32 protein-coding genes are annotated in these 23,435 nt (G+C 34.0%); 2 read left to right on the forward strand and 30 right to left on the reverse strand.

What is annotated here, in order from left to right; genetic code table 11:
* Nucleotides 1-93 precede the first annotated feature (93 nt).
* The 3 genes from HC179_RS15185 to HC179_RS15195 all read right to left on the reverse strand — a co-directional run bounded on the left by HC179_RS15185 (nt 94) and on the right by HC179_RS15195 (nt 3,398).
* Nucleotides 94-1,122 carry a hypothetical protein gene (locus HC179_RS15185; RefSeq protein ID WP_240948548.1) on the reverse strand — a complete coding sequence of 343 codons (1,029 nt, stop codon included), beginning with the start codon at nt 1,120-1,122 and terminating at the stop codon, nt 94-96.
* A gap of 296 nt (nt 1,123-1,418) precedes the next feature.
* The gene (locus HC179_RS15190) at nt 1,419-1,631 is read right to left on the reverse strand and encodes a DUF3006 domain-containing protein (RefSeq protein ID WP_168865072.1); all 213 of its coding nucleotides are present in this window, start codon (nt 1,629-1,631) and stop codon (nt 1,419-1,421) included.
* Nucleotides 1,632-1,646: 15 nt separating this feature from the next.
* Nucleotides 1,647-3,398, reverse strand: coding sequence for an MBL fold metallo-hydrolase (locus HC179_RS15195; protein ID WP_168865073.1), 1,752 nt, complete (start codon nt 3,396-3,398; stop codon nt 1,647-1,649).
* A gap of 180 nt (nt 3,399-3,578) precedes the next feature.
* Here HC179_RS15195 and HC179_RS15200 point away from each other — a divergent pair, with 180 nt between their 5' ends.
* The gene (locus HC179_RS15200; protein ID WP_168865074.1) at nt 3,579-3,938 is read left to right on the forward strand and encodes a hypothetical protein; all 360 of its coding nucleotides are present in this window, start codon (nt 3,579-3,581) and stop codon (nt 3,936-3,938) included.
* 388 nt (nt 3,939-4,326) lie between these two features.
* Here the strand turns inward: HC179_RS15200 and HC179_RS15205 are convergent, their stop codons facing one another.
* From HC179_RS15205 to HC179_RS15320, 24 genes are all read right to left on the reverse strand, one after another.
* Nucleotides 4,327-4,518 carry a hypothetical protein gene (locus HC179_RS15205; RefSeq protein ID WP_168865075.1) on the reverse strand — a complete coding sequence of 64 codons (192 nt, stop codon included), beginning with the start codon at nt 4,516-4,518 and terminating at the stop codon, nt 4,327-4,329.
* A gap of 55 nt (nt 4,519-4,573) precedes the next feature.
* On the reverse strand, nt 4,574-4,768 hold the full coding sequence (locus HC179_RS15210; RefSeq protein ID WP_168865076.1) for a DUF2187 family protein: 195 nt from the start codon (nt 4,766-4,768) through the stop codon (nt 4,574-4,576).
* Nucleotides 4,769-4,782: 14 nt separating this feature from the next.
* Nucleotides 4,783-4,926: an aspartyl-phosphate phosphatase Spo0E family protein gene (locus HC179_RS15215; RefSeq protein WP_168865077.1), complete on the reverse strand. Its 144-nt coding sequence runs from the start codon at nt 4,924-4,926 to the stop codon at nt 4,783-4,785.
* 129 nt (nt 4,927-5,055) lie between these two features.
* Nucleotides 5,056-6,195, reverse strand: coding sequence for a hypothetical protein (locus tag HC179_RS15220; protein ID WP_168865078.1), 1,140 nt, complete (start codon nt 6,193-6,195; stop codon nt 5,056-5,058).
* A 65-nt stretch (nt 6,196-6,260) separates the two neighbouring features.
* Complete coding sequence (locus HC179_RS15225; RefSeq protein ID WP_168865079.1) at nt 6,261-6,623, reverse strand: hypothetical protein; 363 nt, start codon at nt 6,621-6,623, stop codon at nt 6,261-6,263.
* A gap of 123 nt (nt 6,624-6,746) precedes the next feature.
* Entirely contained in the window at nt 6,747-6,899 is a 153-nt protein-coding gene (locus tag HC179_RS15230; protein ID WP_168865080.1) for a hypothetical protein, read from the reverse strand.
* 126 nt (nt 6,900-7,025) lie between these two features.
* Nucleotides 7,026-7,334, reverse strand: a complete 309-nt coding sequence (locus HC179_RS15235; RefSeq protein WP_168865081.1) for a hypothetical protein — start codon at nt 7,332-7,334, stop codon at nt 7,026-7,028.
* Between the two features lie 21 nt (nt 7,335-7,355).
* Complete coding sequence (locus tag HC179_RS15240) at nt 7,356-7,748, reverse strand: hypothetical protein (RefSeq protein WP_168865082.1); 393 nt, start codon at nt 7,746-7,748, stop codon at nt 7,356-7,358.
* Between the two features lie 306 nt (nt 7,749-8,054).
* Entirely contained in the window at nt 8,055-8,360 is a 306-nt protein-coding gene (locus HC179_RS15245; protein ID WP_168865083.1) for a hypothetical protein, read from the reverse strand.
* A 15-nt stretch (nt 8,361-8,375) separates the two neighbouring features.
* The gene (locus HC179_RS15250; RefSeq protein WP_168865084.1) at nt 8,376-9,242 is read right to left on the reverse strand and encodes a phosphoadenosine phosphosulfate reductase domain-containing protein; all 867 of its coding nucleotides are present in this window, start codon (nt 9,240-9,242) and stop codon (nt 8,376-8,378) included.
* Between the two features lie 144 nt (nt 9,243-9,386).
* Entirely contained in the window at nt 9,387-9,776 is a 390-nt protein-coding gene (locus HC179_RS15255) for a hypothetical protein (protein ID WP_168865085.1), read from the reverse strand.
* A 345-nt stretch (nt 9,777-10,121) separates the two neighbouring features.
* Nucleotides 10,122-10,292, reverse strand: coding sequence for a hypothetical protein (locus HC179_RS15260; RefSeq protein ID WP_168865086.1), 171 nt, complete (start codon nt 10,290-10,292; stop codon nt 10,122-10,124).
* 103 nt (nt 10,293-10,395) lie between these two features.
* Nucleotides 10,396-10,602 carry a hypothetical protein gene (locus HC179_RS15265; protein ID WP_168865087.1) on the reverse strand — a complete coding sequence of 69 codons (207 nt, stop codon included), beginning with the start codon at nt 10,600-10,602 and terminating at the stop codon, nt 10,396-10,398.
* A 53-nt stretch (nt 10,603-10,655) separates the two neighbouring features.
* Complete coding sequence (locus HC179_RS15270) at nt 10,656-10,988, reverse strand: DUF4257 domain-containing protein (RefSeq protein WP_168865088.1); 333 nt, start codon at nt 10,986-10,988, stop codon at nt 10,656-10,658.
* Nucleotides 10,989-11,426: 438 nt separating this feature from the next.
* Nucleotides 11,427-11,585, reverse strand: a complete 159-nt coding sequence (locus HC179_RS15275) for a hypothetical protein (protein WP_168865089.1) — start codon at nt 11,583-11,585, stop codon at nt 11,427-11,429.
* Nucleotides 11,582-11,881, reverse strand: a complete 300-nt coding sequence (locus HC179_RS15280) for a hypothetical protein (RefSeq protein WP_168865090.1) — start codon at nt 11,879-11,881, stop codon at nt 11,582-11,584. The genes HC179_RS15275 and HC179_RS15280 overlap by 4 nt, the downstream gene beginning before the upstream one ends.
* Nucleotides 11,882-12,001: 120 nt before the next feature.
* Entirely contained in the window at nt 12,002-12,286 is a 285-nt protein-coding gene (locus tag HC179_RS15285) for a hypothetical protein (protein WP_168865091.1), read from the reverse strand.
* Nucleotides 12,287-12,353: 67 nt separating this feature from the next.
* Nucleotides 12,354-12,587 carry a helix-turn-helix domain-containing protein gene (locus HC179_RS15290; protein WP_168865092.1) on the reverse strand — a complete coding sequence of 78 codons (234 nt, stop codon included), beginning with the start codon at nt 12,585-12,587 and terminating at the stop codon, nt 12,354-12,356.
* 317 nt (nt 12,588-12,904) lie between these two features.
* Entirely contained in the window at nt 12,905-13,117 is a 213-nt protein-coding gene (locus HC179_RS15295) for an RNA chaperone Hfq (RefSeq protein ID WP_168865093.1), read from the reverse strand.
* A 283-nt stretch (nt 13,118-13,400) separates the two neighbouring features.
* Complete coding sequence (locus HC179_RS15300) at nt 13,401-13,712, reverse strand: hypothetical protein (RefSeq protein ID WP_168865094.1); 312 nt, start codon at nt 13,710-13,712, stop codon at nt 13,401-13,403.
* A 227-nt stretch (nt 13,713-13,939) separates the two neighbouring features.
* Entirely contained in the window at nt 13,940-14,932 is a 993-nt protein-coding gene (locus HC179_RS15305) for a helix-turn-helix domain-containing protein (RefSeq protein WP_168865095.1), read from the reverse strand.
* 298 nt (nt 14,933-15,230) lie between these two features.
* Complete coding sequence (locus tag HC179_RS15310) at nt 15,231-15,398, reverse strand: hypothetical protein (RefSeq protein ID WP_168865096.1); 168 nt, start codon at nt 15,396-15,398, stop codon at nt 15,231-15,233.
* Between the two features lie 237 nt (nt 15,399-15,635).
* Nucleotides 15,636-16,028, reverse strand: coding sequence for a hypothetical protein (locus tag HC179_RS15315; RefSeq protein ID WP_168865097.1), 393 nt, complete (start codon nt 16,026-16,028; stop codon nt 15,636-15,638).
* Between the two features lie 5 nt (nt 16,029-16,033).
* Nucleotides 16,034-16,624: a hypothetical protein gene (locus HC179_RS15320; RefSeq protein ID WP_168865098.1), complete on the reverse strand. Its 591-nt coding sequence runs from the start codon at nt 16,622-16,624 to the stop codon at nt 16,034-16,036.
* Between the two features lie 341 nt (nt 16,625-16,965).
* Between HC179_RS15320 and HC179_RS15325 the strand changes: the two genes are divergently transcribed.
* Nucleotides 16,966-18,132, forward strand: coding sequence for a tyrosine-type recombinase/integrase (locus HC179_RS15325; RefSeq protein WP_168865099.1), 1,167 nt, complete (start codon nt 16,966-16,968; stop codon nt 18,130-18,132).
* A gap of 109 nt (nt 18,133-18,241) precedes the next feature.
* Here the strand turns inward: HC179_RS15325 and HC179_RS15330 are convergent, their stop codons facing one another.
* The 3 genes from HC179_RS15330 to HC179_RS15340 all read right to left on the reverse strand — a co-directional run bounded on the left by HC179_RS15330 (nt 18,242) and on the right by HC179_RS15340 (nt 23,301).
* Nucleotides 18,242-19,039, reverse strand: coding sequence for a geobacillin-26 family protein (locus HC179_RS15330; protein WP_168865100.1), 798 nt, complete (start codon nt 19,037-19,039; stop codon nt 18,242-18,244).
* A 739-nt stretch (nt 19,040-19,778) separates the two neighbouring features.
* Entirely contained in the window at nt 19,779-22,730 is a 2,952-nt protein-coding gene (locus HC179_RS15335; protein WP_031536983.1) for a Tn3 family transposase, read from the reverse strand.
* 1 nt (nt 22,731) lies between these two features.
* Entirely contained in the window at nt 22,732-23,301 is a 570-nt protein-coding gene (locus HC179_RS15340; RefSeq protein ID WP_031536984.1) for a recombinase family protein, read from the reverse strand.
* Nucleotides 23,302-23,435: the final 134 nt, after the last annotated feature.

The following is a 23,435-nucleotide window of genomic DNA, read 5'->3' on the forward strand; positions in this document are numbered from 1 at the left end:
AATCGAATTTATCTAAAAGAATTTTGTTACTTAAAAGGATAATAAAGTTGTTTAATTCTTATTAAATCACCCGTTTGTGTTCCCATTTCTTATTTATTTCCACCATTCTGTTTTCCAGTAACCACGCAAAGTACCATTAATCCAAGTAGCTACATCATTAAAGATTCGTTGAAGTGTCAATGCTACTACTTCATTGTGTTCAGACACCCTACTTAATAGGTTTAGATACCTATCCCTCAATGAAGGGTGTGTTTGACTAGGTTCCTCAGGAGTTTTATCATATAGGGCCAGCATTAATATTACTATTAACGGAGCAAACAAAGTATTATCGTTTCTTTCTTTCATCCCTCTAATTAATAGATCAAAGCTAAAATTATCTGCAGCAAATTCATCTAGATGCAATTGATTAGAGGTAACATTCTTCGGTATGAATTTTGATACAATGTTTCTTTCATTCGACTCTGTATGTTTTAAGAAATGATGACCAATTTCATGTCCCAATACAAAAGACATGCCTGCTACAAACAAATCTGTTGCTATATGTAATCTAGGGGATTCAAGATCAACCTGTTTATCAACCTGTTTATTTTCTGAAATTTTTTTCAGTAGGGCTTCCTTGTCTACCAAGTCCGATAAAGCCTCCCACATCTTTGGTAATAAATTTGCCCTTTCTCTCTCATCTCTAATTTGCATACCATAAATATGATATGAAACTAAATCAGAAATAAAAGTCATTTGAAGATCTACTTCAAAATGCATTTTAATTAAATAGCCGTCAAATTCCTCATCCATGTCCAGTGCTTCTGCATCGACTCCCGGAATGCCTAGTATTCCAACAAATATTTGTTTTAGCTCATTAACCAGATCATCTTCTGCATCTGTAATAAAATTCAGAATTAGACTATTAATAAAAAAGTCATTACTGTACCACATTTCTCGCCCTAACTCTGAATTAGTTCTATTTCCAAAGTCTTCTTGTATTTTTAGTATTTTCTTTGAGGTTTCAAAGAGGTGAGCAGTTTCGTCCTCAGTTGTTGATTCTGCCAAATGTTTATCCCAATCTACAACTCCACCTAAGAATCTATCTAAAAATCTTTCTTTTGCTGATTTTTTATATCCCATTTTGTTCACCTCACAACTAAAATTATTGAAAGCAACCCATTACATAGAAACTGACTTCAATGAATCCACCTTGTTCATTATTCTTCTTAAATATAGGTTTAACAAAGGTCCGCACGAGTTCATCTCTCCTTTATTTTCCCAGGTTAACAAATTATCTTCTTTTAGCAAGTATTGTTATCAAAATAAACAATCTCATATCTTGACTTATACAAAAGTATATTCCAATGTGTTCATTAAACAACTTTTTTATCTCTGTACACACGCGCAACGCGCTACTGTGGTAGTTTTTTGATTGGTTAGTCTTCCCATACATCGTTCATAAGATTTTGAATGTGTTCCTGCCTCTTCTTTGTTTTACTGATATTAGGTATCCATATTCCGCCAACTAGTAAAACTACATCATTTATCTTGCAGGCTGGATCCACTTCGGATTTTGTAAAATCTTTTGTTTCTCCATCAATTTCAATAACAACTATATCTCCTTCGAAGCGATCAATAATGCCTTCCATGTATTTCTCTCCTTTTTATTGTGGTGTAAAGGCTGTTGAGGTATGTGTTGTCAATCCATTAGCAGTCACATTAATATCTCCATCTACTGTAAAGCCTTTTGCCGCTCTCCCTATTCTGAAGCTTATGTCTGCTACACCATTAGCACCAGTTACCCCGGTATAGATTGTTTCGGTTGATTTATAATGGAGGGTCAATGTTACTTCTGCACCTGAAACTGCATTTCCTTGACCATCTTTAACTGTAACGCTCACGATTAAATTAGAATTTTGTGTAGGCGTCGCATTACTAATTGTAGCTGCGGCGGATAAAGACTGTTTTGCTTTCGGTTTTTCTTCAACAGGAGGTGGTGTAGGTGTTGCAGCAGGAGCTGTTTCACTATCCTCTTTAGTTGTTTCCTCTGTTTTTGGCTTAGTCTTAGGTGCTTTATACTCCCAAGCATTTGTATTTACCTTAACGTTGTAACCGTTGGATGTAAAAATTATGGTTCCCTGTTCATCATTTCTATAAATCTCGGCCCCAACATTATTAAGACGTTCTAAGACCTCCGGAGTAGGATGTCCATATGAATTCTTCCCTACCTGGATAACAGCATAACTAGGTTTCACACGTTCTAGAAAATCCGATGTAGAGCTTCCGTTGGATCCGTGATGCCCTACAGCTAATACAGTCGAATCAAGCTTAGTACCATACTGAGTAATCATTTCGCTCTCTGAACGCTCATCTGCGTCACCTGTGAAGAGGAAGCTATTTTCTCCATATGTTACTTTTACTACAATACTCATTTCATTACGATCAGACGAAGAACCTATCGGAGCAAGAAAATCTGCTGTGATACCGTCCCCTATATCAAGAGATATACCCTGGGTACCTGTTTTCACTTTAAGCCCTTTGTTCTTTATGGATTGTAAGACAGACTCAAAAGTTTGGGTGTTTGCAGAAATTTTAGGCATATAAATTTCGCCAATATCGTATGAATCAATTACTGCATCCATTCCACCAATGTGATCTGCATCAGGATGGCTACCAATTAAGTAATCTACACGTTTAACACCAAGATTTGCTAAATATGCTACCATATCATCCTCATCGTCATTGTTACCAGAATCAATAACCATCGTTTTTCCGCTTGGGGTAATAATAACCTGCGCAGAACCCTGACCAACATCTACAAAGTGAACGCTCATTTCACCATTCGGTTCCGATGCAACTGTGACTGTTGTGTCTTTCTCCGGTTCTTCTTTTTCTTCTATTGAAGAGGTAGAAGACATATCCTCGTCTTCGTTTTTCTTTGTCTCTTGTTGTTTTGAAGATGAAGGTGGCTTAGCTACAGTTTCATCTATGTTTGTCACAGGTTTTGCATCGGTGCTTGAATCTCCATTTACTTGTGTTTCCTCATCAATAATTGCTTGGGTCTGTTTCGCTTCTGGAAGACCGTTACCAAAGGATAGAAAAGCAACGAATCCTACAACAAATGTAATTCCAGCTACTTTTCTATTAGAAATTTTAAGGCTAGATACGCTACCTTTTATGATTCCTACAATACCGGCAAACAAAAGTAACGCAGCAGAGTAGGTTAATAGGACCCACACTCCTCCCTCTGTAAATAATATTCCTAAATAAGGAATTGCAAAAATGCACCCCACTACATAAGGTAAAGTATTAGGAAATTGCTCTCTGTTTTTCAATAAAAGATAAATACCATACGGTGATACTAGGAAAAGCATCAACCATGTGAACCATTTTTTTTCCGACAAACTACCCTTCAAACTTTTCACTCCAATACTTGTAATGTCATAGCTTAATTTTATAACAATATATTGCTAAGAAGGTGATTATTTGAAAAAACAATTTTTTAGAATAAATATACAGAAATTGTTAGTAAATAAAGAATCTAAAAATTCAATATATACAACTATATGATTCAAGAATATGAAGGAGGAAAAATCATGCAAGAGTTTAATACGACAAGTTTTTCTGGAGAAAAACGGGAAGTGGAGGTTTCTCTTAAGGGGGAGGCAGAAAGTAGAGTGGATTTGGTAGTTAAGGGGATTGAACAGTTAATTGGTTCAATAGATGCAAAACATATGTGCAATGAGGATCAAACGTTATTCTCTCAAATTACAGATAGTCTACTTTTAGCAATTGCGGACATGGTTGGATACCAGCACTATTACTGGGACGCTGTACCACAATCCGAGAAATCAATTAATGAGGACGATGAATTGGTTGTAAGTGATAAAGAGAAAGTTAGATTACTAAAACTATTGGTTGAAGAACTAGAGGTAAAACTGAAGACAGAATGTTAATTAACTATAAAGAGTGAGGCGAAAAGACATATGGTGATTTCTTTTCTTCAACAAGAAGAAGACTATGAAAAATGGTGTACTGAAAATAAAGATAGTTATGTCTTTAATCATGCTGGAGGCGCAACAGGAAATGTATTACACAGAGTTTCTTGTTGGCATTTAAATGTAAGCTCTCGGAAAGGGACGTATACGAAAACCTATAGAAAATATTGTTCCAATGATTTGGAAGTTTTGATAGAAAAAGCAGAACAAGTAAGTAGTTCCTTTCCTTGGAGAAAGTGCAAAAGCTGCTTTTAATAAAACCAGAACTGAAAATATCCTCATCTGTACTAAAAATATTAATAGAATTTAACTAAAGAAAAGAGAGTAAGCCCCTTACTTTCTTTTTTTATAAATTAATTCTAATTACCCCGTCCTTGTCGCTTTTGTACTTAGGAAGCATGCTCTTTTGCTCTTCTTTTTTGATTAGACTCTTTATCCAACCTGAAAAATTTTCTTGTTGTAAGGCAAACTTATAGCTCCTCTTTTCCTCTGGATTATCTAAGTTGAATTTAATAGTTTTAACCTTTGGATTGGCCATATAAAAACCTCCTTACATACTTAAAATCATTGTATGCAAGAAGGCAATTTATATGTTATAAAGCTTGTTTTTTTACTTTATAACGTTTGTGGTTCACTACTGTATAGTTTGTGTCATAATTAAGGACCTTGGCATCATGTTTTGATATTTCTACAATGACAGAATTGGAATTTATTATGGAAACTCTCCCAGTAAATTCTTGCTCACCTCTAGAAAATGTAATAATCTCGCCAACTTTTGCTTTTCGCATAAATATCCTCTCCCTTAAGTACATTGTTTTTCTTTTTGTATAAGGAGAATTAACTCATCTAATTCTTTTGATACCTCTAGTGTATTGGCGCTATGCATACCATATTTCTTGGCTGTATCTAATAGTTCTAGCCTTTTCTCTTCTAGTTTAGAAAACATAAGATATCACCTCTATTTATTTTATTGTTTATGTAAACAAACAAAAAAACCCAAAAATAAAGGCAGCAAATGCCAATATCAGTGGGCTCATCCCATACATATTAAGTTACCTATATTATACAATATATGTTAGATTTGTAAAAGCTTTTCTTGTAAATTTTCTAGTTTTAATAGACTCTCAAGGTTTTGAGTAATAATAGAAAGAGTACTCATCATAGCAGGTGCCATCAATCTTTCTCCTGTTTTATCATTATAAATTTTTCTTTGTTTTTTTGATTTTCTCGAGTTTAGAAATGCTGTGGTATCAAAGGAAAAAAATTTGTATTCCCATAACCATCTATTAGCAAGTCCTAGACAATGAAAGTTTACACCGGGGAATTGATTAAATAAGCGGTCTAGTTTTTCTTTTACAGTGCCTTTGTTTTTGTTCATCTCCGGTACAATACCGCCAATACATATAACATCTGGCTCTTGTTCTACTAACTCTTGCAGGCTTTCAAAACTATCACTGAATTGCCATACGGGCCATATCGTAGCAGCTGGACAAAGATGCTTTAACCTTTCATAATTGGTTTTTGTTTGTATTGGATCCCCTATTACATCCAAATTAATAAAAGCCTTTATTCTAGTATCGTGACACTCATTATTAATAAAGGAAGCATATTCTTCTAATGAAATCATTTCTACCTCTTCAAAATCAAAAAGCTCTAATTGATTAGAAACTTCTTTCTTCTGTTTTTGCTTCGTTTTAAATATGGAGAAGGCTCCGCTATCTATGATGCAGTGGAAATCATCCAATATTCTTTTCCAATTTTTATTACCTCTAATATGATAGTAATTTAATAACAAGTGTTTTCCACCAAGCTTCTTGAGCACATTTCTGATGTAGGGATCGCGTTCCAAACCAGAGGCGTATAGACGAATTACAGTTAAGCTTATTCGTGCTTCGCCATTCTTTCCCCCCTTAACAATTACCTTTCCTTGAAATGCAGTCATAAGAATAGCTAATAAGGCTGAGGTGAAGTTACTGAATCGTTGTAACTGACGCCGGGTAATTGTCTTACAATCCAGAAGGAAATTAATCGCTTTCCGTATTGCCTTTCTAGCTATCCCGAACGGTTTTCTGCCATTCTCGGTTTGTAATGTTACGTATGAAGAATTGATAGCAAAAATGTAATTATCCTTTCCTTTTAAGGTGATAACCTTATCTGTCTTAATTGCTTTTCTGATAAAAGCTCTCTCAATTTGTCTAGCATTTTTAGTAAACACGCTGGGCTCCGCTCCTTTAAACAAAAGAAAAAAGCAGTGTGAATCACTGCTTTCTACTCTCATTATTATTTATTCACTTCATTCGGAATGTGATTTATAGAAATTTCTAAGTCCAACCGTTGGAACGTTCTATAATCAATTTTATTTATTGAGAAGTACTCTTTTTTATTATGGTAAGCGTGAATTACTAAGAACCTACCTTCTCCAATACCATCTTCAGCGTAAAACTCTAAGAAATAGTGATGGTCCCCTTCTTGATACGCAAATTTCTTAATATACAACGTACTAATTTCATCCTCAATCTTTTCAGCAAAATCGTTTGATGTTAAGTTCCCAAGAGCTTTGAAATTAAAGTCATGCTTGATAAATTCGTACTTGCTTTTTATGAAAAAATCACTCTCTTCAAGGTACGTAAAAATTACATCCACCGGTATTCCTCCCTTTGATAGTGAACTATTTTGGTCTTCTTGGCACCTTCAACAGAGAATAACTTTGAACAATCCGACTTCTTTATCCACTCTGCGGGTGTTTTAGCCTCTTACAACATTTTCCTATATGCTCCTTATTGTATTATAATACTCTTCCTTCAACTCTTCAATCCAAGCTACATCCATTTCAGAAGCTGCTTGTTTCATTCTTCTCTTGATCACTTTTAATTCTGGGCGAATAGCAAGGTACTTGTTCTTAGAACGGAAATGTCTCATTATAAAAACTTCCATTAATTTTAATAATTTCACTACTCTTCACACCTTTGAATAATATAAAAGAACAGAGGATACACCGTGGTGTCCCATCTGTTCTGTGCCGCTGTTCATATACAAACTATAAACTTATGATGTTAAAGGTAGTTTTGAATACAAAATAATGGTGGACTGAGTTTCTGACAGAATAATATCCGTCCAGTCATCCGTTAACCACCCTCTTTTTTCAAATTCTTCAAGTGCATTCTCAGAAAGATCCGCATAGTTCTCAGAATGAAATGAAAAAGCAACTTCCCCATCTTCATCATCTTCTTGAAGCATTACGAAAATTCCCGTTTTATCATCAAACACTTCCTGGAGCGCTTCGCGTATTTTTTCTAAAGAGCCAACAAGAAAAAAATCTCCATGTCTACAATCCAACTCGTACAATTTCTTCATAATAACTTCTCCTCCTAGTATTTAATAAACTTCTTTGAATCGTTCAAAAGCTTTTTTAAATCGTCCCATTTTCTCAAATGACATAATATCATCTAGGTATGGTCGGTTCGATGCTTTTAAACATGTATCACTAGCTGCAGCAGTCATTGAGTTAATATCTTGGAGATCTGACTCTATTAGATAGCTCAATAATTTCTCTTTTTCATACCAAGTTACTGTGATACTTTCAAATTTGTAGTAGCAAGCAGTTTCTTCATCTTTTTTGTATAAAGCATACTCCTGTATAGCATCTTCAGAACTAGAAACGTTCAAAATGAAAAGACTACCATACTCAAAATACTGATTAGGAATTTGTGTGGAAGTAGTCAACAATTCGACTATCTCCTCTGCCTGATTTTCCGCTGTAAGTTTCATTAAAAATCACTCTCCTAAAAGGTTTTATCTATATTAAAAAGACGGTTGAGGGTATTAGCCTGAGTCGTCTTTAAAAGCGCAAAATGTTTGTTCGGAGCTCGTTTAAACGCAAAAAGAGCCCATGAGTAGCAAGAACGGATAACCGCACTTGAACCCATAGGCTCTAAAATATTTTAAGTATCAGCTGACTAAATAAGTCGCAAAAGAAAATGTAAAAGAAACAATTGAATAACTATATTATATCAAATGTGTCTAGCATTGACTATTACTACTTAAAAGATTTGTATTAGAAATCTTGAATCTCCCTCAAAATAAACTTAGTTGCTCCATATCAGCCACTTCATTCTCCTCTTCTTCTACAATGTCATGTGAGTTAAATGGAAGACTGTCCACGATTAAGCTATCCTCTGCAGTAGCGTTATAATTTGCAGATTTAATTCTTCGGTTACGCTGATAGCAATTACAATACTCTTTGGCTTCTGGATCTAATGTCCCCCAAAAACAATCTCCTTTCCCCATGTTACAAAAGGAAAAATGCCCACAGCATGAAAAGGATGCTTTTGTGAACCCCAATTTTGTAAAGCCTGCTCGTTCTCTTGTTTCAATGCTCATTTCAACCTCTCCCCCTTACCATTTGCATGGCAAAAACATATCAAGTGATAATTGATCCTCGCTTTTGTCACGCTGGATAAAATCTACTAAAGATACGGATTGTCCCTTAATATATTTCATGGTATGACCTAACCGCTTTTCCATTTCCACTAGCTCTTGAAAATCTTCTGGAAATGCCTTTGCAATATTATTCATTTCTGTAGGTGATAGAAAGATACAGAATTTACAAGAACAGCGGCTTACGTTATACTTTGTGTAACAAGGATGCGGTTCTATATCAGCAAGCTTTAATAGTTTCCAAACCTCATCAACGTGTAAATGATGTATCGGCCTATACCAATCTACAAAACGCTTTTTTGTAGGTGCATTAGCAGCCTTATAGACACGGAAATTAGAGACTGAAAGATTGGATGCTCTTCGAGAACTTTCCTGACTTCTCTCTCCACTTAAACATAGGTATTTTCCGGGTCCTCTAGACCTCACCCATTTTGCATAGCAGTCCCTTTTTTGATAGGAAGTGCAGAATTGCTGGGCAGGAGCTGGCCATTTACCTCTTTCCTCTATCCTTTCTTTAAGTCCTTTCTCACTAGCAATCGTGATCAGTTTTATTCCCAACTTTTCACTACAATACTTCAAATATTCATCCGTTTCAGGGTAATCAAAGTATGCCTCTTGATTCGATCCATCAATGCGCATGTGAATTAGTCTCATTTTTTCTCTAGGTAATTTGTAGCCATGAAGTAAAATTAATGCCATTGCTATAGAATCCTTACCCCCACTGAAGTTAATGTCCAAAAATTCGTATGAGTTAATATCCATTTCTCCTGGAAGAGGAATAGCCAACGTTTCAGCAAATTCCATTAGTTCTTTATTGTTCTTCATTTTATCGCCCAAATGGTATCAAGAATGATTATCTCTATACCAATGAGCTATCCTCCCTTGCAATAGTTTAGTAATCTAAAATTAACCCTCTCGATTGAAGTATTCTTTGTCCTATCTCTGACAAATCCAACATTGGTTAAATGATTAATAATTCTCCTTTGAATAAACTACTGAACCCTCAAAATGAGCAACATCTAAATGATAAACAGGTTTATTACCCGCAATATCCATAAAATGCTCTGTTTTGTACGGATTGTAGTATATTACTCGATTAAACTCTTCTGTTTTTTCCTTGTTTGCACTGATAAATGTACCTTTAATCCACGCATGCACACGTTTTCTCCGTTCTAGAAGCGTTTTCTCTCTCCCTGACTTACTTACTTTGCATGTACAATCTTGTAACTGTACGGTAGTAGCATGAGCAAGCACTCTTTGAGTTTTGGCGCAACGGATAGAAAAGTTCCCAGTATTAAGATTGCGGTAAACGTGGACAACGTCTCCTATTTTTATTTCTCTCCCCTTAAAAAATTCCATTAGTTTCTCCTTCTTCCCATAATTAAAACCGCTCCATCTTCTGATGAATACGGTTAACATAGGGATTTATTATAATCTTACCTATTTGTTCTTAAAGCAGAAAAAACAGTAGATGACGCCATTTACAAACACAAAAAGGCCTTTGGACTGATGGGGCAGAAATAATCTGCTTAATCAGATCCAAAGACCTTGTTTATGATATGGGATAACTGCTAGCTTAAAAGCTGCTTTTAGTAGAAAAAGGTAAAAATTTATTAATTTAATAATAGCAATTAAGACATGTAATATCAATAGTTTGAGGTATGTAAAAAAGAAGCAGCACTACTTTTAAGAAATGTTTTCTGCTCATTGATCCTCAATTTTAGGCATTTTTAATTCTGCCTTATCTAAAAGTTCATGAATCTGACTAGCATAATAACGCACTTCATTTTTAGTAGCCGCATTAACTAGTTCATTTTTTAATTCATGATACTTTTTCTTGTCTTCTTCTGTCATATAAGACCATAATTTACTCATAATCTCACCTCGTAGAAATAGTATTATTCCTATAAATGAGTATTCAATAGGTAAATATATTATTACATATTTTTACTATAAAAAAAAGCAACAAAAGGCTAAGTTAAGCCCTTTGCTGCTTTTTTATGATCTGTCTCCCGGTAAACTTTATAGGTGCAGTTTTAATTGTGGCTACCCTACGTTCGGCTCTATTTAAAATGCTGTGTATTTCATTAGCAATTGCTTTAACTTCTCTCTGAGAATTAGAATTAATTAATTCTATTTTTAGTTCATTAATAAGCTGCTTCTCCTGTTTCGTTAAACCAAACATATATTATTCCTCCTAGTATGTAGTACTTCCCATAAAGGGGAATGAGCTGATAATCATTGACCTAGGCGATCATTTAATTTGTTCAGCTCATCAGTTTTAGTTCTCTCAGTACTTAATTCACGATACAATAATACATTCTCTGCTGCCATACCAGCCATTACAGCTATTCCAAGTAACTCGCGAATATCACTTGGGTTAAACAAATAATGGGTAGCAAAAACTGCTGCTAATGCACTAATTAGAACATCTGCAAAAAATCCTAATTGAATGCTTTTGGGACGTTTAATTTTTCTTGGGAAAATCAAACTTTTATCGTGTCTAATTAAATGTGCAATTAAACCCGTAACCCCGCCTGCTAAAATAGCAATTAATACTGTTTGTAACATACACTCACTCCCTTTAAGTAAAATAAAAAAGACCTCCGGGACGACGAATAAAAAATACATGCAAAGCATGTATTTTAAACGACGACCCAAAGGTCACAAAGCCTATTAAGAGTACCGCAAACCGTAAAGGTTGCAAAAAAAGAAAAAAGAAAAAATGTTATGTGTATATTATATCAACAATTTTATTAGGTTGCTATAGTTAGAGCCGTCTTTTCAGGTGTGGTACGTTCAGATATTCGTTGGTTAAATATCAAAAAGAAAAACCTGTATGATCTGCAGGTTTTGTAAAACGTTCAATTTTATTATGTTCAAGGATTTTATTTATCTCATGCTTATAATAAATCATGTCAGCCCTGTTATCCGTACACAACATAGCTTTTTGAAGTCTTAGTAGTCTAATTCTTTTTGCTTCATCTAAGCTGGTATATAAATATATATTCATTCTTCATCTTCCCATTCAGCACCAGGAGCCATTTCTATTCTCACGGGGTACTTCGGTACTTCATCGTATTGTTCTACCTCTACAGTAATGATCCCAATTCCATATCCCACTAATAAAATACAAGTTAGTATAGCGATAGCATAAAACTTTTTCATTTTTCTTCCACTCCTAATTCAATTTCTACTCTAGATAACTTTGAAATATATTCAAGGCAGTCAATGACAGGGTATCTTATTAGTTTCTCTGTTTGGTTAAAGGTAATACCAACATTTTTCATCTTCATTATGAGTTCATCAACTGTCATTTGGTTACGTGAAATTTGATTAAAATGATACAGAACAACTTTCTTCCATACGATTGGTGAGCCGTTAATATAACCTTCCCCGGTGTATTGGCGGTTTAAGATGCGCTCAATTTTTTTCTTTTTCTTTTCTTGTTCCATATTATTCACCTTTTCTTTTCACTCCTTCTCCGCTTTAACGCAAAAAACCCCCAGTGCAACATCGAATATTACTTCGATTACACTGGGGGCTTCCCATACATTTAATAGTTATCTATATTATACCACTTCTTAAACTAATGGTGAGTTTAAATTTTTGATTCCTAATAATTCTATAGCTGCATCCATGATAGTAGCTTCGATAATGGGATGATACATGCCTTTAATAGATTGGAAGGGACCATTTTCTTTTTCTTGTATACAAAGATCAATTAATTGGAAATCTATATTATTTTTTTTAATAGTAATTCTTGAGGGATATAACTCCCTATTCTCATCTGCGATTAAGGTTCCTTTAACCACCAATACTTCATCATAAATATTCAAGTGCTGCTCTACTTCTGCATTAATAAACATAATCAACGCTCCCTATATTTGTATTAATACAAGATATGCAGCTCCATAAATAATATTCGATGTAAGTTCACCAAAAATCATTAGGACTAATAAATCTATCACTCTTCTTTAAGACATTTATAATAAGTTTTGCAGTTTGTATGGTTGGAACCCTCTCTTTATCATTAGCAAGCTGACTGATTAACCCTTCACTTACTTTGGCACTTTCAGCTAACCATACTTGCTTTATCCCATGTGCTTCTAGATATTTACCAAATGGAGTTTTTCTCTTTTTATTTTTCTTTGCTTTTACTCCAGCCATAATTCACCCTCCCTAAAGTCGAATTAGTAAGAAGTATGGTCTTTTTTCTAGGTGTTTAAACATATCTTTAACCTCTTTAATTATTTAAAGAAATCTTTAATGAGGACAGATAATTCGACAGGATGAATTGCAGAGGCCAAAAGAGGTTAGCTAGTAATCTATGATTCTGTTCCTTTATTAGACAAAATACATATAGGACTTTTGGATTCATATATTCACTTTTTTGAGCATACCTTGCTATCACTTGGAGACAACAAGAAAAAGCCCCATTGTATCCAAGTGATAGCATGGGGCATTCCGTATTTTTGAAAAAAAATTTAAAAATTCATTTGGCCAAGCGGTACGATGGTCATGATCTGAGATTTATAATACATTTGTTGATAGTTTTTTGTGTTTAATACAATTGTATACTCATCGAAGTTGGTCAGCTGACCTTTTATTATTTTTCCATTTTTTAATGTAAGGGATATTGGAATCTTTTTTCGGCGTATTTCATTAAGAAAAGCGCTTTGGATGTCGATTTTCTTCATAAGTAAGCTGCTCCCTAAATGTTTTCGTTCATTCTCATGACTGTAATGATTATAAATAAACTTCTCTAAATGCTTCAAAATATGTAAATGTCAGACTCGAATTTTTCTAAAACCTCTAAGTAAGCGACAAATACAAATCAATCACTTCCTTGCAAGTGATATCATGAACATACAAATAGCTAGACAAACTGCTACTATAGAAAAACCTAATATAAGTAGTAAAACACCTTTCAATTTCAAAAACTCCTTTATATAAGCTTATTAAATTAAATTGTTCCTTAGTTTACATCTCTGGCTTCCTAAAATTAGGCTTTATAGTTATAAGGGTAAAAAATACAATTAATAAAACACCACCAAGTTGAGTTGCGAAGGTTTTGCCTTCAATTTTCCAATGCTCAATTACAGACTCTTGAGGAAATGGAATAGGTAGACCTTTAGCATCGTATCCTGTATACCATTCAGGAACTGAAACTTTACCTAAGCCAAAATGATAAAAGCAATAAGAAAGGTAAAATACTATTGAAATTATCATGGAAAGTACTAAAGAAAGTACGATAGGTTTAATATAAACGCTGAACTTCTGTAATTTTGTCATTAGCATAGGTTCCCCCCATTAGAATAGATTATAATATATCCGACTGTTAATTAAACTTGAATGTGTATTCATACAGCTTGGAAGTTTCTTTATAATTAAGTGATCCTAAACTCATCAATGTCTGTTCTTCGTCTAGCTATCCATTCGTTTTACTAATCATATTACTTCCCTGTTTTAGTCTGTAGTTCCGTACTCTGGAACAAATCAATTCTTATTTCGTCATCTGTTCAGGTGTTAATATTTATATCCCATGCTTTTTTAAATGCTTCTATAGCCAATTGCTCCATAGACTTATTCTCTTTCTTTGCTCTCTCTCGAATATACTCTTTTAATTGACTTGGAACAGTAATTATTAATGACTCCAGGTCACTGTCAAGATATATCCCATCTGGCTGAACCAAAATTTTGCCCTCTATAAGATGTTGTTGCAATAGTTCTTTTATATTCTTGTCTTCAGTCTTTATTAATACCGGCTTAATCTCAATTTCCAAAGACTGTGCTTGGAAGTTATACCGTATGTTTTGTGGACCTGCCGCAACATATAATAGTTCAATGGCTGTATATACATTATTTTTAATTTGTTGTGGCCTAGGAAAATTAAACTTAACATATCCTCTTTTAGTGCTATATTCTTTATTTTCAATTCTTTGATAAGGTTCAAAGCCTCTACTAGTCCCAATTTCTAACGAATACTCTTCTCCTCCTTCTGTTAACAATTTTCCAGATTGATTTTTAATAGTCATTAGTCGTGCAAGTTCGTGCGTATACTTATTAACAAACAATTGGAAAAGTAAAAATCCTTTTTCTTTTAAATAAAAATCTTTCTTATCGAGCTTTTGCTCACCAGATGTATAGTTTTCTTTTCGAAAACGTTCTAATTCCTCTGGTTCAATAAAGTAAATCTCCCGACCTTTATATAGATGTTTCTCTGCTTTCAGAGTGTTAGCTTGAATATAAGAGTTAATGGTTACTACGTGTATTCCTAATTCCGCTGATACTTCTCCAGTAGTAAGTCCTGGTTTCTTATATTCCTTTTCTAATTTCTCAACCTGTTCTAAAGAGAAAACTTTTGATTTTCGCATTCTCCATTTATGATCATAAAGTGGAACAAGTTTCCCTTCTCGAACATACTTGTAAATAGTATTAGGAGTAACATTAAGTCTTTCTGCAACCTCTGCTGTTGTGAGGAAATTCTTGTCTTTATGTATCTGGTCTACCATTAAAAATCCTCACTCCTTTTTATATAAATTTTATTATTAATACCATAGAGAATTATTAATTAATAGATGTTTTAGATTCCATTCCCTAGAGAATATCCAATCTGCCGGAGGTCAATGTTATCACTCCCTTGCATTCTAGCATTGTTCTCCAACAATAATAAACGCGAATAATACCTATAGGTCCTTAAGGAGATCTTTTGTTCTTTAAGTAGTTCTAATAAATTATTTTGAATTATTTCATATTCTTGATTTATCAAGTCATTACCTCCTGATTAGCACTATTGAACGTACAATTTCATCAATCCAAATCATCAAATGTAATGATTTCAATATCAGAACCGAATAGTGAACGTAATTTAAGCTTGGCTTTTTCTATATCACCTATAATTTTTATAGTTATAGTTTCATCACCTTCTAATTCAAATTCATGCGTATAAGCTAGACTATTGGTTTGTATCCACTTCATTTTGCTTTTCACTCCCTTGCATTATCATTTAATGACTGCCGCTTAGTTACTATTTTAGCCATAAAAGCTCCATTGGAAAAGGAGAACAGAATCCTTCTATTCTCCCACCATATATGAAAAATATTGATATAAGTCGTTCACTCTTTTTAATTAGACCAGTCTTCATCCCTTTATTTATATCGTTGATTTTTTATCTATTTTTAATTTAAAGACGAGTTTCTTCTATTATATATCATTTTATATTACTACAGTTACCTCTCTGCCGTTTGGTCTGGTAAATTTCACATATTCAAAATCATGTGAATTTATATCTAAGCAGAAGGGTTGTTCCAAATTTGATATATCTACTTCATGTTGGTACTTATCTTTTAAGTGTAGTGCTAGGTTCAATGCACTCTTTATCTCTTTTTCAGCTCTTTTTGTAACGACTATTTTACTGAGTTTCTCTAGGCGTGCATATCCAATTCCTATTAATTGTCGGCGTTCAGGTTTGGAAGCACCTATGGCCTTCCATTCAATATAGGCTCCTTGTAACGACCAGTGTTTACTTACGATTGCCTGATAGATGGGTATATCTTTCCCTTTGTATTTTATGGTCGCTAATATACTCTTTTCATCATAAGTTGTCATAAATTTTAATCCTCCTTATGATCTTTCAATAAAGGATAATTATTTGGCCGTAATGGATAGTAATTAACATTTTGGTCAGTATGAATGGTTAAAGGGTAAACATCCATTTTTGAGTTTGTTCTTTTACCTACAACAACCGGAATGAAATCTTTTTGGTTCTTTAAGTACCCAGTATGTCCCTCATACCAATTATCGGTATCCTTTATTCCAGTACTTTCCCTTCCAAACACTGCATCCTCCAATAATATCTCCTCATTAACTTTTTCAAGCGCTATGGGCATTACTTTTAATTTTCTTATGCCTTTCATAACGATTCCTATCGGATATTTATTTCGAGGTTTCACATCGTAGATAACAGCAAGTTCTCCAGTATCTTTTCGTCTAACCAATAAACCCGGTCTTGCTTCATTTAGAGATAATGATGCTCCTTCTTCTACACTGTAAGAATATCCAGTTCTCTTTTGCTTAATCTGTTGAATAACTGCTTCTTCCGCTAATAGAAGCAGCTGTTCGGTTGGAATATCGTTGTTAACCTCCAAGGTAACTTGTACTGGCTTAAAATCTAGCCGTACCGTTTTCTGTACTTTTTTGCTCATCTTCAATGAACACCCTTTCTAAAAGTTTTTTCTAAGGTTTTTACTCATAGATAAATTTACCATTTTATCTATATATTTCATTATAAGTTAATGTTCATTAAATTACAATATTAAAAGTAAATTATATATATAAAGTTATAAGTTAATATATTATGTAATATACAAACCACTAAACTAATATTGTATTATTTTATATGTATGGAATTTTGGTAAGTTATAAATTATTATTAAATTATATTTACCAATAATTACTTAGTTTTTATGATAAGACTGTTTGTAGTAGTTCTATAACAATGTTTGTTTTAGTAGTTCTTCACTATTTTTGTAAAGGAGAGATTTATATGAGTAGTCTTATCCCCACCTCTTTACTCATAGAAAAAAATAATCCGCTGCCAGTTCCAATTTTAGTTTCAAATTTAAAAGATAAACGATACTTAGAAAAACTAGTGTTAAAACGACAACATAACAGTGAGACTGGCTATGAAAAATTCCAAGACTTCAATGATATAGAGATGATTTACTACTATGTACACAACCAGAAAAATATTGATGAAGCAAAAAACAAAAGCGAAAGAACCAAAGTAGAATATTTAAGAGAGCTTATACACTTCTCAAAACACTTAGTGGATTTCAATCTTAAAATTCCACTTAATATTCAAATTAAAGAAGGTTCTTTATTTAAAGCTCTAGAAGAGTATCACTTAGAAAAATATCAAAAATGGCTGGTGGATGAAGCTCCTATGCTTCTATACAGAAAGAAAAAATTTACTGCCACAACCCTGGCCAAAAAGACCACAATAATTAAGGGGTTTATAAAATTTTTATACGATGTAGGATATATTGATAAGAATATAACTGTTGGGTTAAAGGCAGCGACAGTAAAGAAAGAGGATTTACCAAATAGAGATCTTAGCCCTAATGAAGTTCTAGAGTTGCTGAAGTTTCTTAAAAATGAAAATCACCCTATTCTTTTTGGAATTATACATGTTCTAGTTACTACAGGAATAAGAAATAGTGAGTTTTGTCAATTAAAGGTGAGAGATCTCAAGCGTAATTTTTCTACTGGAGACTATTATATTGAGGTAAATGGTAAGGGAAATAAAAATAGAATATGTGTAATAAAACCTAAAGTATATCAAAGTATCATCGAATTTAGAAAGGTGAGATTCCTTGAAACAAAATTAAGTAATTCTGATGATAGCTACATATTTACTACCAATACGGGAAGACCATATACGAACTCCTATCTTTCTACCTATCTTAAAAATGCGGTTTCTAGAATACCTTTAGAAATCTTGAAAAACAGGGATAATCCAATTGGACCCCACACATTTAGACATGCTTTTGTAATAGCATCACATTATAGTGGCGCAAATATCCTAGATATTAGTAGAAGTCTTGGGCATGAGCACATTCAAACGACTCAACTCTATTTAGCAAAAGTATTTGCACAAGAGCGGAATGCAGTCCATCAATGGACAAACAGTGTATTAAAAGATTTTATTTAATAAAATATAAAACACCAAGCCTTCAATTACTTTTGGCTTGGTGTTTTATATTAATCTTGTATAATATTTTTATTAATTGAATGGGATAGAAGATTACAATTAATGATAATTATACAGACCAATAGTAATGGAGAGCATTTTTAGCGTGTCTCTCAACAGCTATGGCATAATTATATGCGGCTCCTGTTACCCCCGCTGCGGCTAAACCAACAGCAACTCCTGCTCCTCCACTTAGTGAGGCAATAACTAATGCTGCAAGCCACGCAATTCCTGAACCAACAGCAGCACCTATAAATTTGATTTCGTAATCATTCAATAAATCTACTTCTTTTTTGAAATTATCTAGGTTTTTTGAGTTACTTGAAGTTCTTGTTACATTCTTATAGTAAGTCTTGTAAAGGGATCCTGGTTGAGGTCTTCTTAGTTGCCATTTTTGAGGGGATGAATAGGTAATAGTGTACTCCATGTTTGAGAATGTATTCTCTTGAAGTGTTGATGCAAGAGTTACAAACCCACCTTCTGCAGTAGTATCATTTAACTCCGAAGCTAAGGCTTCTAATTCATTTAAATCAATTTCAACCTTTGAAGATTTATCTCCCTTAATTTCAGTAGTTATGATATTTCTCTTTTTATCAAATGTTCCTATGGATACTACACCATTTTCAATGGTTTCTACTACTCTAAAATTTTTATTGTCTTTGATTATTTTAGTCTCTATACCTTGTATTATATCAATTGTCTCTTTGTCTTCAATTGGATCTAAGCCTACTGTGGATTTAAAATCCTGTGTGCTAAGTGCAATATTGGAGCCTGAATTCATAGCGTTACTTGCGTTAGGTCCGATAAGTGAAAATACTAGAACTGCAGCAATAGATAGAAGAGTACTTTTAAAACAAATTTTAAACATTTTTTAGTCACCTTTATATTTTATTTAGGAATTAAGATTAATATACATTTGCCTCCTCTCTCTTGGATTTTGATAATTCCTAATTCCTATACCTAACAGGTACTACACCACCTTAATACACAAAGATGTTTTCTATTACATTTAGTTGGAAAGGAGTCTAGTAATATTAAACGCTATTAGTGAAAGACCTACACCAAAAAATATAATGCTAGTAACTGTATTATACTTACTAATTTTACTCCTTTTAGCAAGGTAAATACCTCCAAAAATAAACATTAAAGATAATACAAAAAAGACTACAGTTATCACTAAAATCACCTCTTATTCAAATTTAAATTCTATTATAATACTTATAAAACTAAGCACAATATGTCTTTTCAACCAAATATAGAAGAGATATTAACAATACCTGTACCCTATAGTACCAGCATTAGCGTAACTGTTAATTCTTCCTAATATTAACATCTATTTAAATAGTTTAAAAATCACGAATATTCTTATATTTCCTCATCTTTAAAAGTATATATTCTTTTATCTATATATATCAGTGAAAATCGTATAAAATAATACATTTGTAGTAATATACTCAAGCTTATATGTTTTACAGTTTTAGAATATTTCTCTTATAATCATTTAAATAAGGGGTCCTACCAACAAAACGCGGAAAACATACGCTAAGAGAAATTCCGAGGTAAAAAGGCCGATTTTTCCTACGCTAAGGAATCATCGGCCTTTAATATTATTGAAGAAGAGGGCGTAGGGAATGTAGACTTGTTACTTTTCTTGCATCAAAGTTGTATTCACCAAGAAAATTAATGTGTTCCCATCCTAATGGAGAAATATGTTTAAGTAAGTCTTCTCTCAAATTCCCTTTTTCCTTCAATAGTTTTGTTGCTTCTGTAAGATAAACGGTATTCCATACACTAATGGCATTAATTAGAATGTTTAAAGCACTTGCACGTTGTAGCTGGTCTTGTATTCCTCGTTCCCGCAACTCACCTCGTTTTCCAAAGAATAAGGCTCTCGCTAACCCATTCATCGCTTCTCCTTTATTTAGTCCCCGTTGAATTCGACGGCGTAGTGTTTCGTTAGATATGTAATCCAAAATAAAAATGGTCTTTTCGATTCTCCCCATTTCTCGCAAAGTAGTTGCAAGTTTATTTTGTCTCGCATACGACCCTAATTTCCCCATCATAAGTGAACCGGACACTTTTCCTTCTCGAATAGAATGAGCTACACGTAATACGTCATCGAAATTCTCTTGAATAATTTTTGTATTAATACGACCACGGAGTATATTTTCTAATTTATGGAATTCACTTGGCGTTTGGATCGTGAATAGCTTAGAGTCAGCTAAATCACGTAGCCTTGGTGCAAAACGAAATCCTAGTAAATGACTCAATCCAAATACTGAGTCGGCGTAGCCAGCTGTATCTGTAAAATGCTCTTCAATATTTAAATCTGTCTCATGATGAAGTAATCCATCAATAACGTGGACAGCATCACGAGCATTAGTATTAATGACTTTCGTATAAAAACTTGAAAATTGATCACTGGTAAATCGATAAATGGTTGCCCCTTTTCCAGACCCATAGTGTGGATTGGCATCGGCATGTAACGATGAAACACCAACCTGTACGCGCATTCCATCAGAAGAAGAGGTACTTCCATCTCCCCAATAGGAAGCTAGTTTAAGCTTATGTTGAAAATTTACTAATGTCGCTTGTGCACGACTTATAGCATCATCAAATAAACGCCATTGTGCTGCATTAGCCATTTGATGATAAGTAACTCCTGGTGTCGCTTCTGCCATTTTAGTAAGTCCTATGTTAGTTCCCATCGCCATGAGAGCAGCCATGAGAACAACTTTTTCCTCTCCCTTTGGCGGGCGATTGGTTGAGGCATGTATCAACATTTCGTCAAATCCTGTCCAGTGTGCTACCTCCATTAAAAGATCAGTGAGCTTTATTCTTGGCAACATATTATATAAAGACAGGCTAAAAGCTCTCGCTTCTTCGGGTGTATTCTTCTCCAAACGGTCCAATCGGATCTTAGCCTTTTCGATAGTTACTCCTTCTAAAGAATCAAGATTATTTGAAACCCATGTAAGGCGTTGAGCTAGTGACTTTCTTCTTTCCTCAAGATATTCATCTGCCGATGAACGAACGGCTAGTTTAGTATCCGTAAGACGAGTTGTTGTCCAATCTTCTTTAGGAACAAGATACTCTTCAAAATCTTTATGAAGTCTACTACCGACTACGGATATGTCGCCTGAACGAATATGATTTTTCAACTCTGTTAGTGCAGCCATCTCGTAATAGTGTCGGTTAATTATTCCATCATCACCATAAACATGCTTCTTCCAACGTTTAGGAATAAAATCTACCGGGGCATCATTTGGAATTTTTCTTTTACCAGATTCATTCATTTCATTTAGCGTCTTTAAGGCTTGCAATAGTGGCTCTGTACCTTGTGTAGAACGAAATTCAAAAGACTTAAGAAAAGTAGGAGTATATTTTCTTAGATAAGAAAAACGATTTTCTAACAAATCTAGATAATCGTAATCCATCGGTCGGGCTAATTTTTGAGCTTCTTCGACGGAAGAAACAATTTTATCCCACGGCATAATCTTTTCAATAGCATTAAATGGATCAAGCCCTTCATTTCGTGCTTGGATAAGTGCTGAACCAATATCTGCAAAATGTACGACTTTTTCATTCACTGCTTTTCCATTTTCTTTTTGCATTTCTTCTTGTGTTTTACGTCCTTTTGATTGCAAGATCATCATTTGTCGATCATGAATTTCAATTGCTTGGTCAATTAAATCCTGACTATGAGTCACAAGATATGCCACGAGAATTGCATATTTCTTTTTTTCTTTAAACCTTCGAAATGAGTGTGGTTCATACCTTGCTCCAATACGAGATAATTGAAGTAAACGATTGGGATGGATATGTTCTGAATTTATTTCTAATTTTAAATCTCGAATATATTCTAAGCGCTTTATTACTTTTAAAAAGGCTTCAGGTGAAGAGTGTCCGGGAAGTTCTCTAAGCCATGCTAAGGGGGTTTTTCTATTGTCTACAAATGGATCTATAAGTTTATCTAACTTTTGTTTTTGCCATTTAGATAGAGTACAAGTTAATGATTTAAAAATTCTTTCCTCTGCTCGTTGACGAGTTTCCCAAACAAGTCTTTCTATAGTAGTCATACCAGGGAGAATAATTTTCTGATTCCGTAGTTCTTCTTGTGCTGTACGAAGAAGATACATTGAATTTCCATTTTGAAGGGCATGATTCAACAGAAACTGAGCTACCTTGCGGTAGTTCCCTAGGGAAAAATTTTGATAACCATAAACTTGACGGATTTCTTCCATATGCTCATGTTTAGTTGGCTCTCGTTGGGCATATAAAGAAAATGAATTAGGATTAACATTTATTTGTCCAGCTATGTATTGGATTATGTAATCTGGTATAGGTCCAACATCTGAAAGGGACCATCCTGGGTAGCGTAGAACACATAATTGAACAGCAAAGCCTAAACGATTATGATCTCTTCTGTGTCGTTTAATAATTTCAAGGTCATATTGTGAAAAAGTATAATAAGTTTCTAGTTCACTTTCGCTCATATCAGCTGGAATTCGTACAAATTCCGTTCTTTGATCTTCTGTTAGTAATTCTTTCCCTCTCATGCTACAACTCCTTGCTAGATATCTTTTTCTTTTCTAGATAACGATATAAGGTTGTCGCTCCAATCCCTGTTGCCGTCTTAATTTGAGATAAAGAGTAATCTTTGCTTTCGTACATTTTTATAGCAAGTTCTATTTTCTTTAAATCAACCTTCGGTCTGCCTCCGTTTCTTCCTCTAGCTCTAGCAGCCGTCAATCCATCTTTCGTTCGTTCACTAATAATATCTCGTTCTAATTCTGCTATGCTGGCCAACATTCTAAAAAAGAATCGTCCCATAGCAGTTGTCGTGTCAATCTTGTCTTGTATGGAGACAAAATGAATACCCTTTGATTCAAAATGTTCCATAAGCTCAATTAAATGTTTGGTACTACGACTGATACGGTCTAATTTATAGACAACTACCGTGTCGCCTTTACGCAAAACTTTAAGAAGCTCGTCAAGCTGCGGACGGTTTTTTCTCTTGCCTGACTCCTTTTCTTCAAAAGTCTGGTCCACTCCGTAGTGAGTCAATGCATCGAGTTGTAACGATAATGACTGATCTTGTGTACTGACACGTGCATATCCAAATTTCAACAAGAATTCCCCCTTTTTTAATGTCCTAACTATACCAAAAAGGGGTTTGTAATAGATATATTGGTATTTAGATTTTGGTCATATTTTTGGTTATGCATTTTAAGTAGTTTTTGAGGTTTTAGAGAAGTTCTCTG

Origin of the sequence: Bacillus sp. RO1, assembly GCF_012524115.1 — a bacterium.
In the GTDB taxonomy this organism is placed as follows: Bacteria; Bacillota; Bacilli; order Bacillales; family Bacillaceae_I; genus Sutcliffiella_A.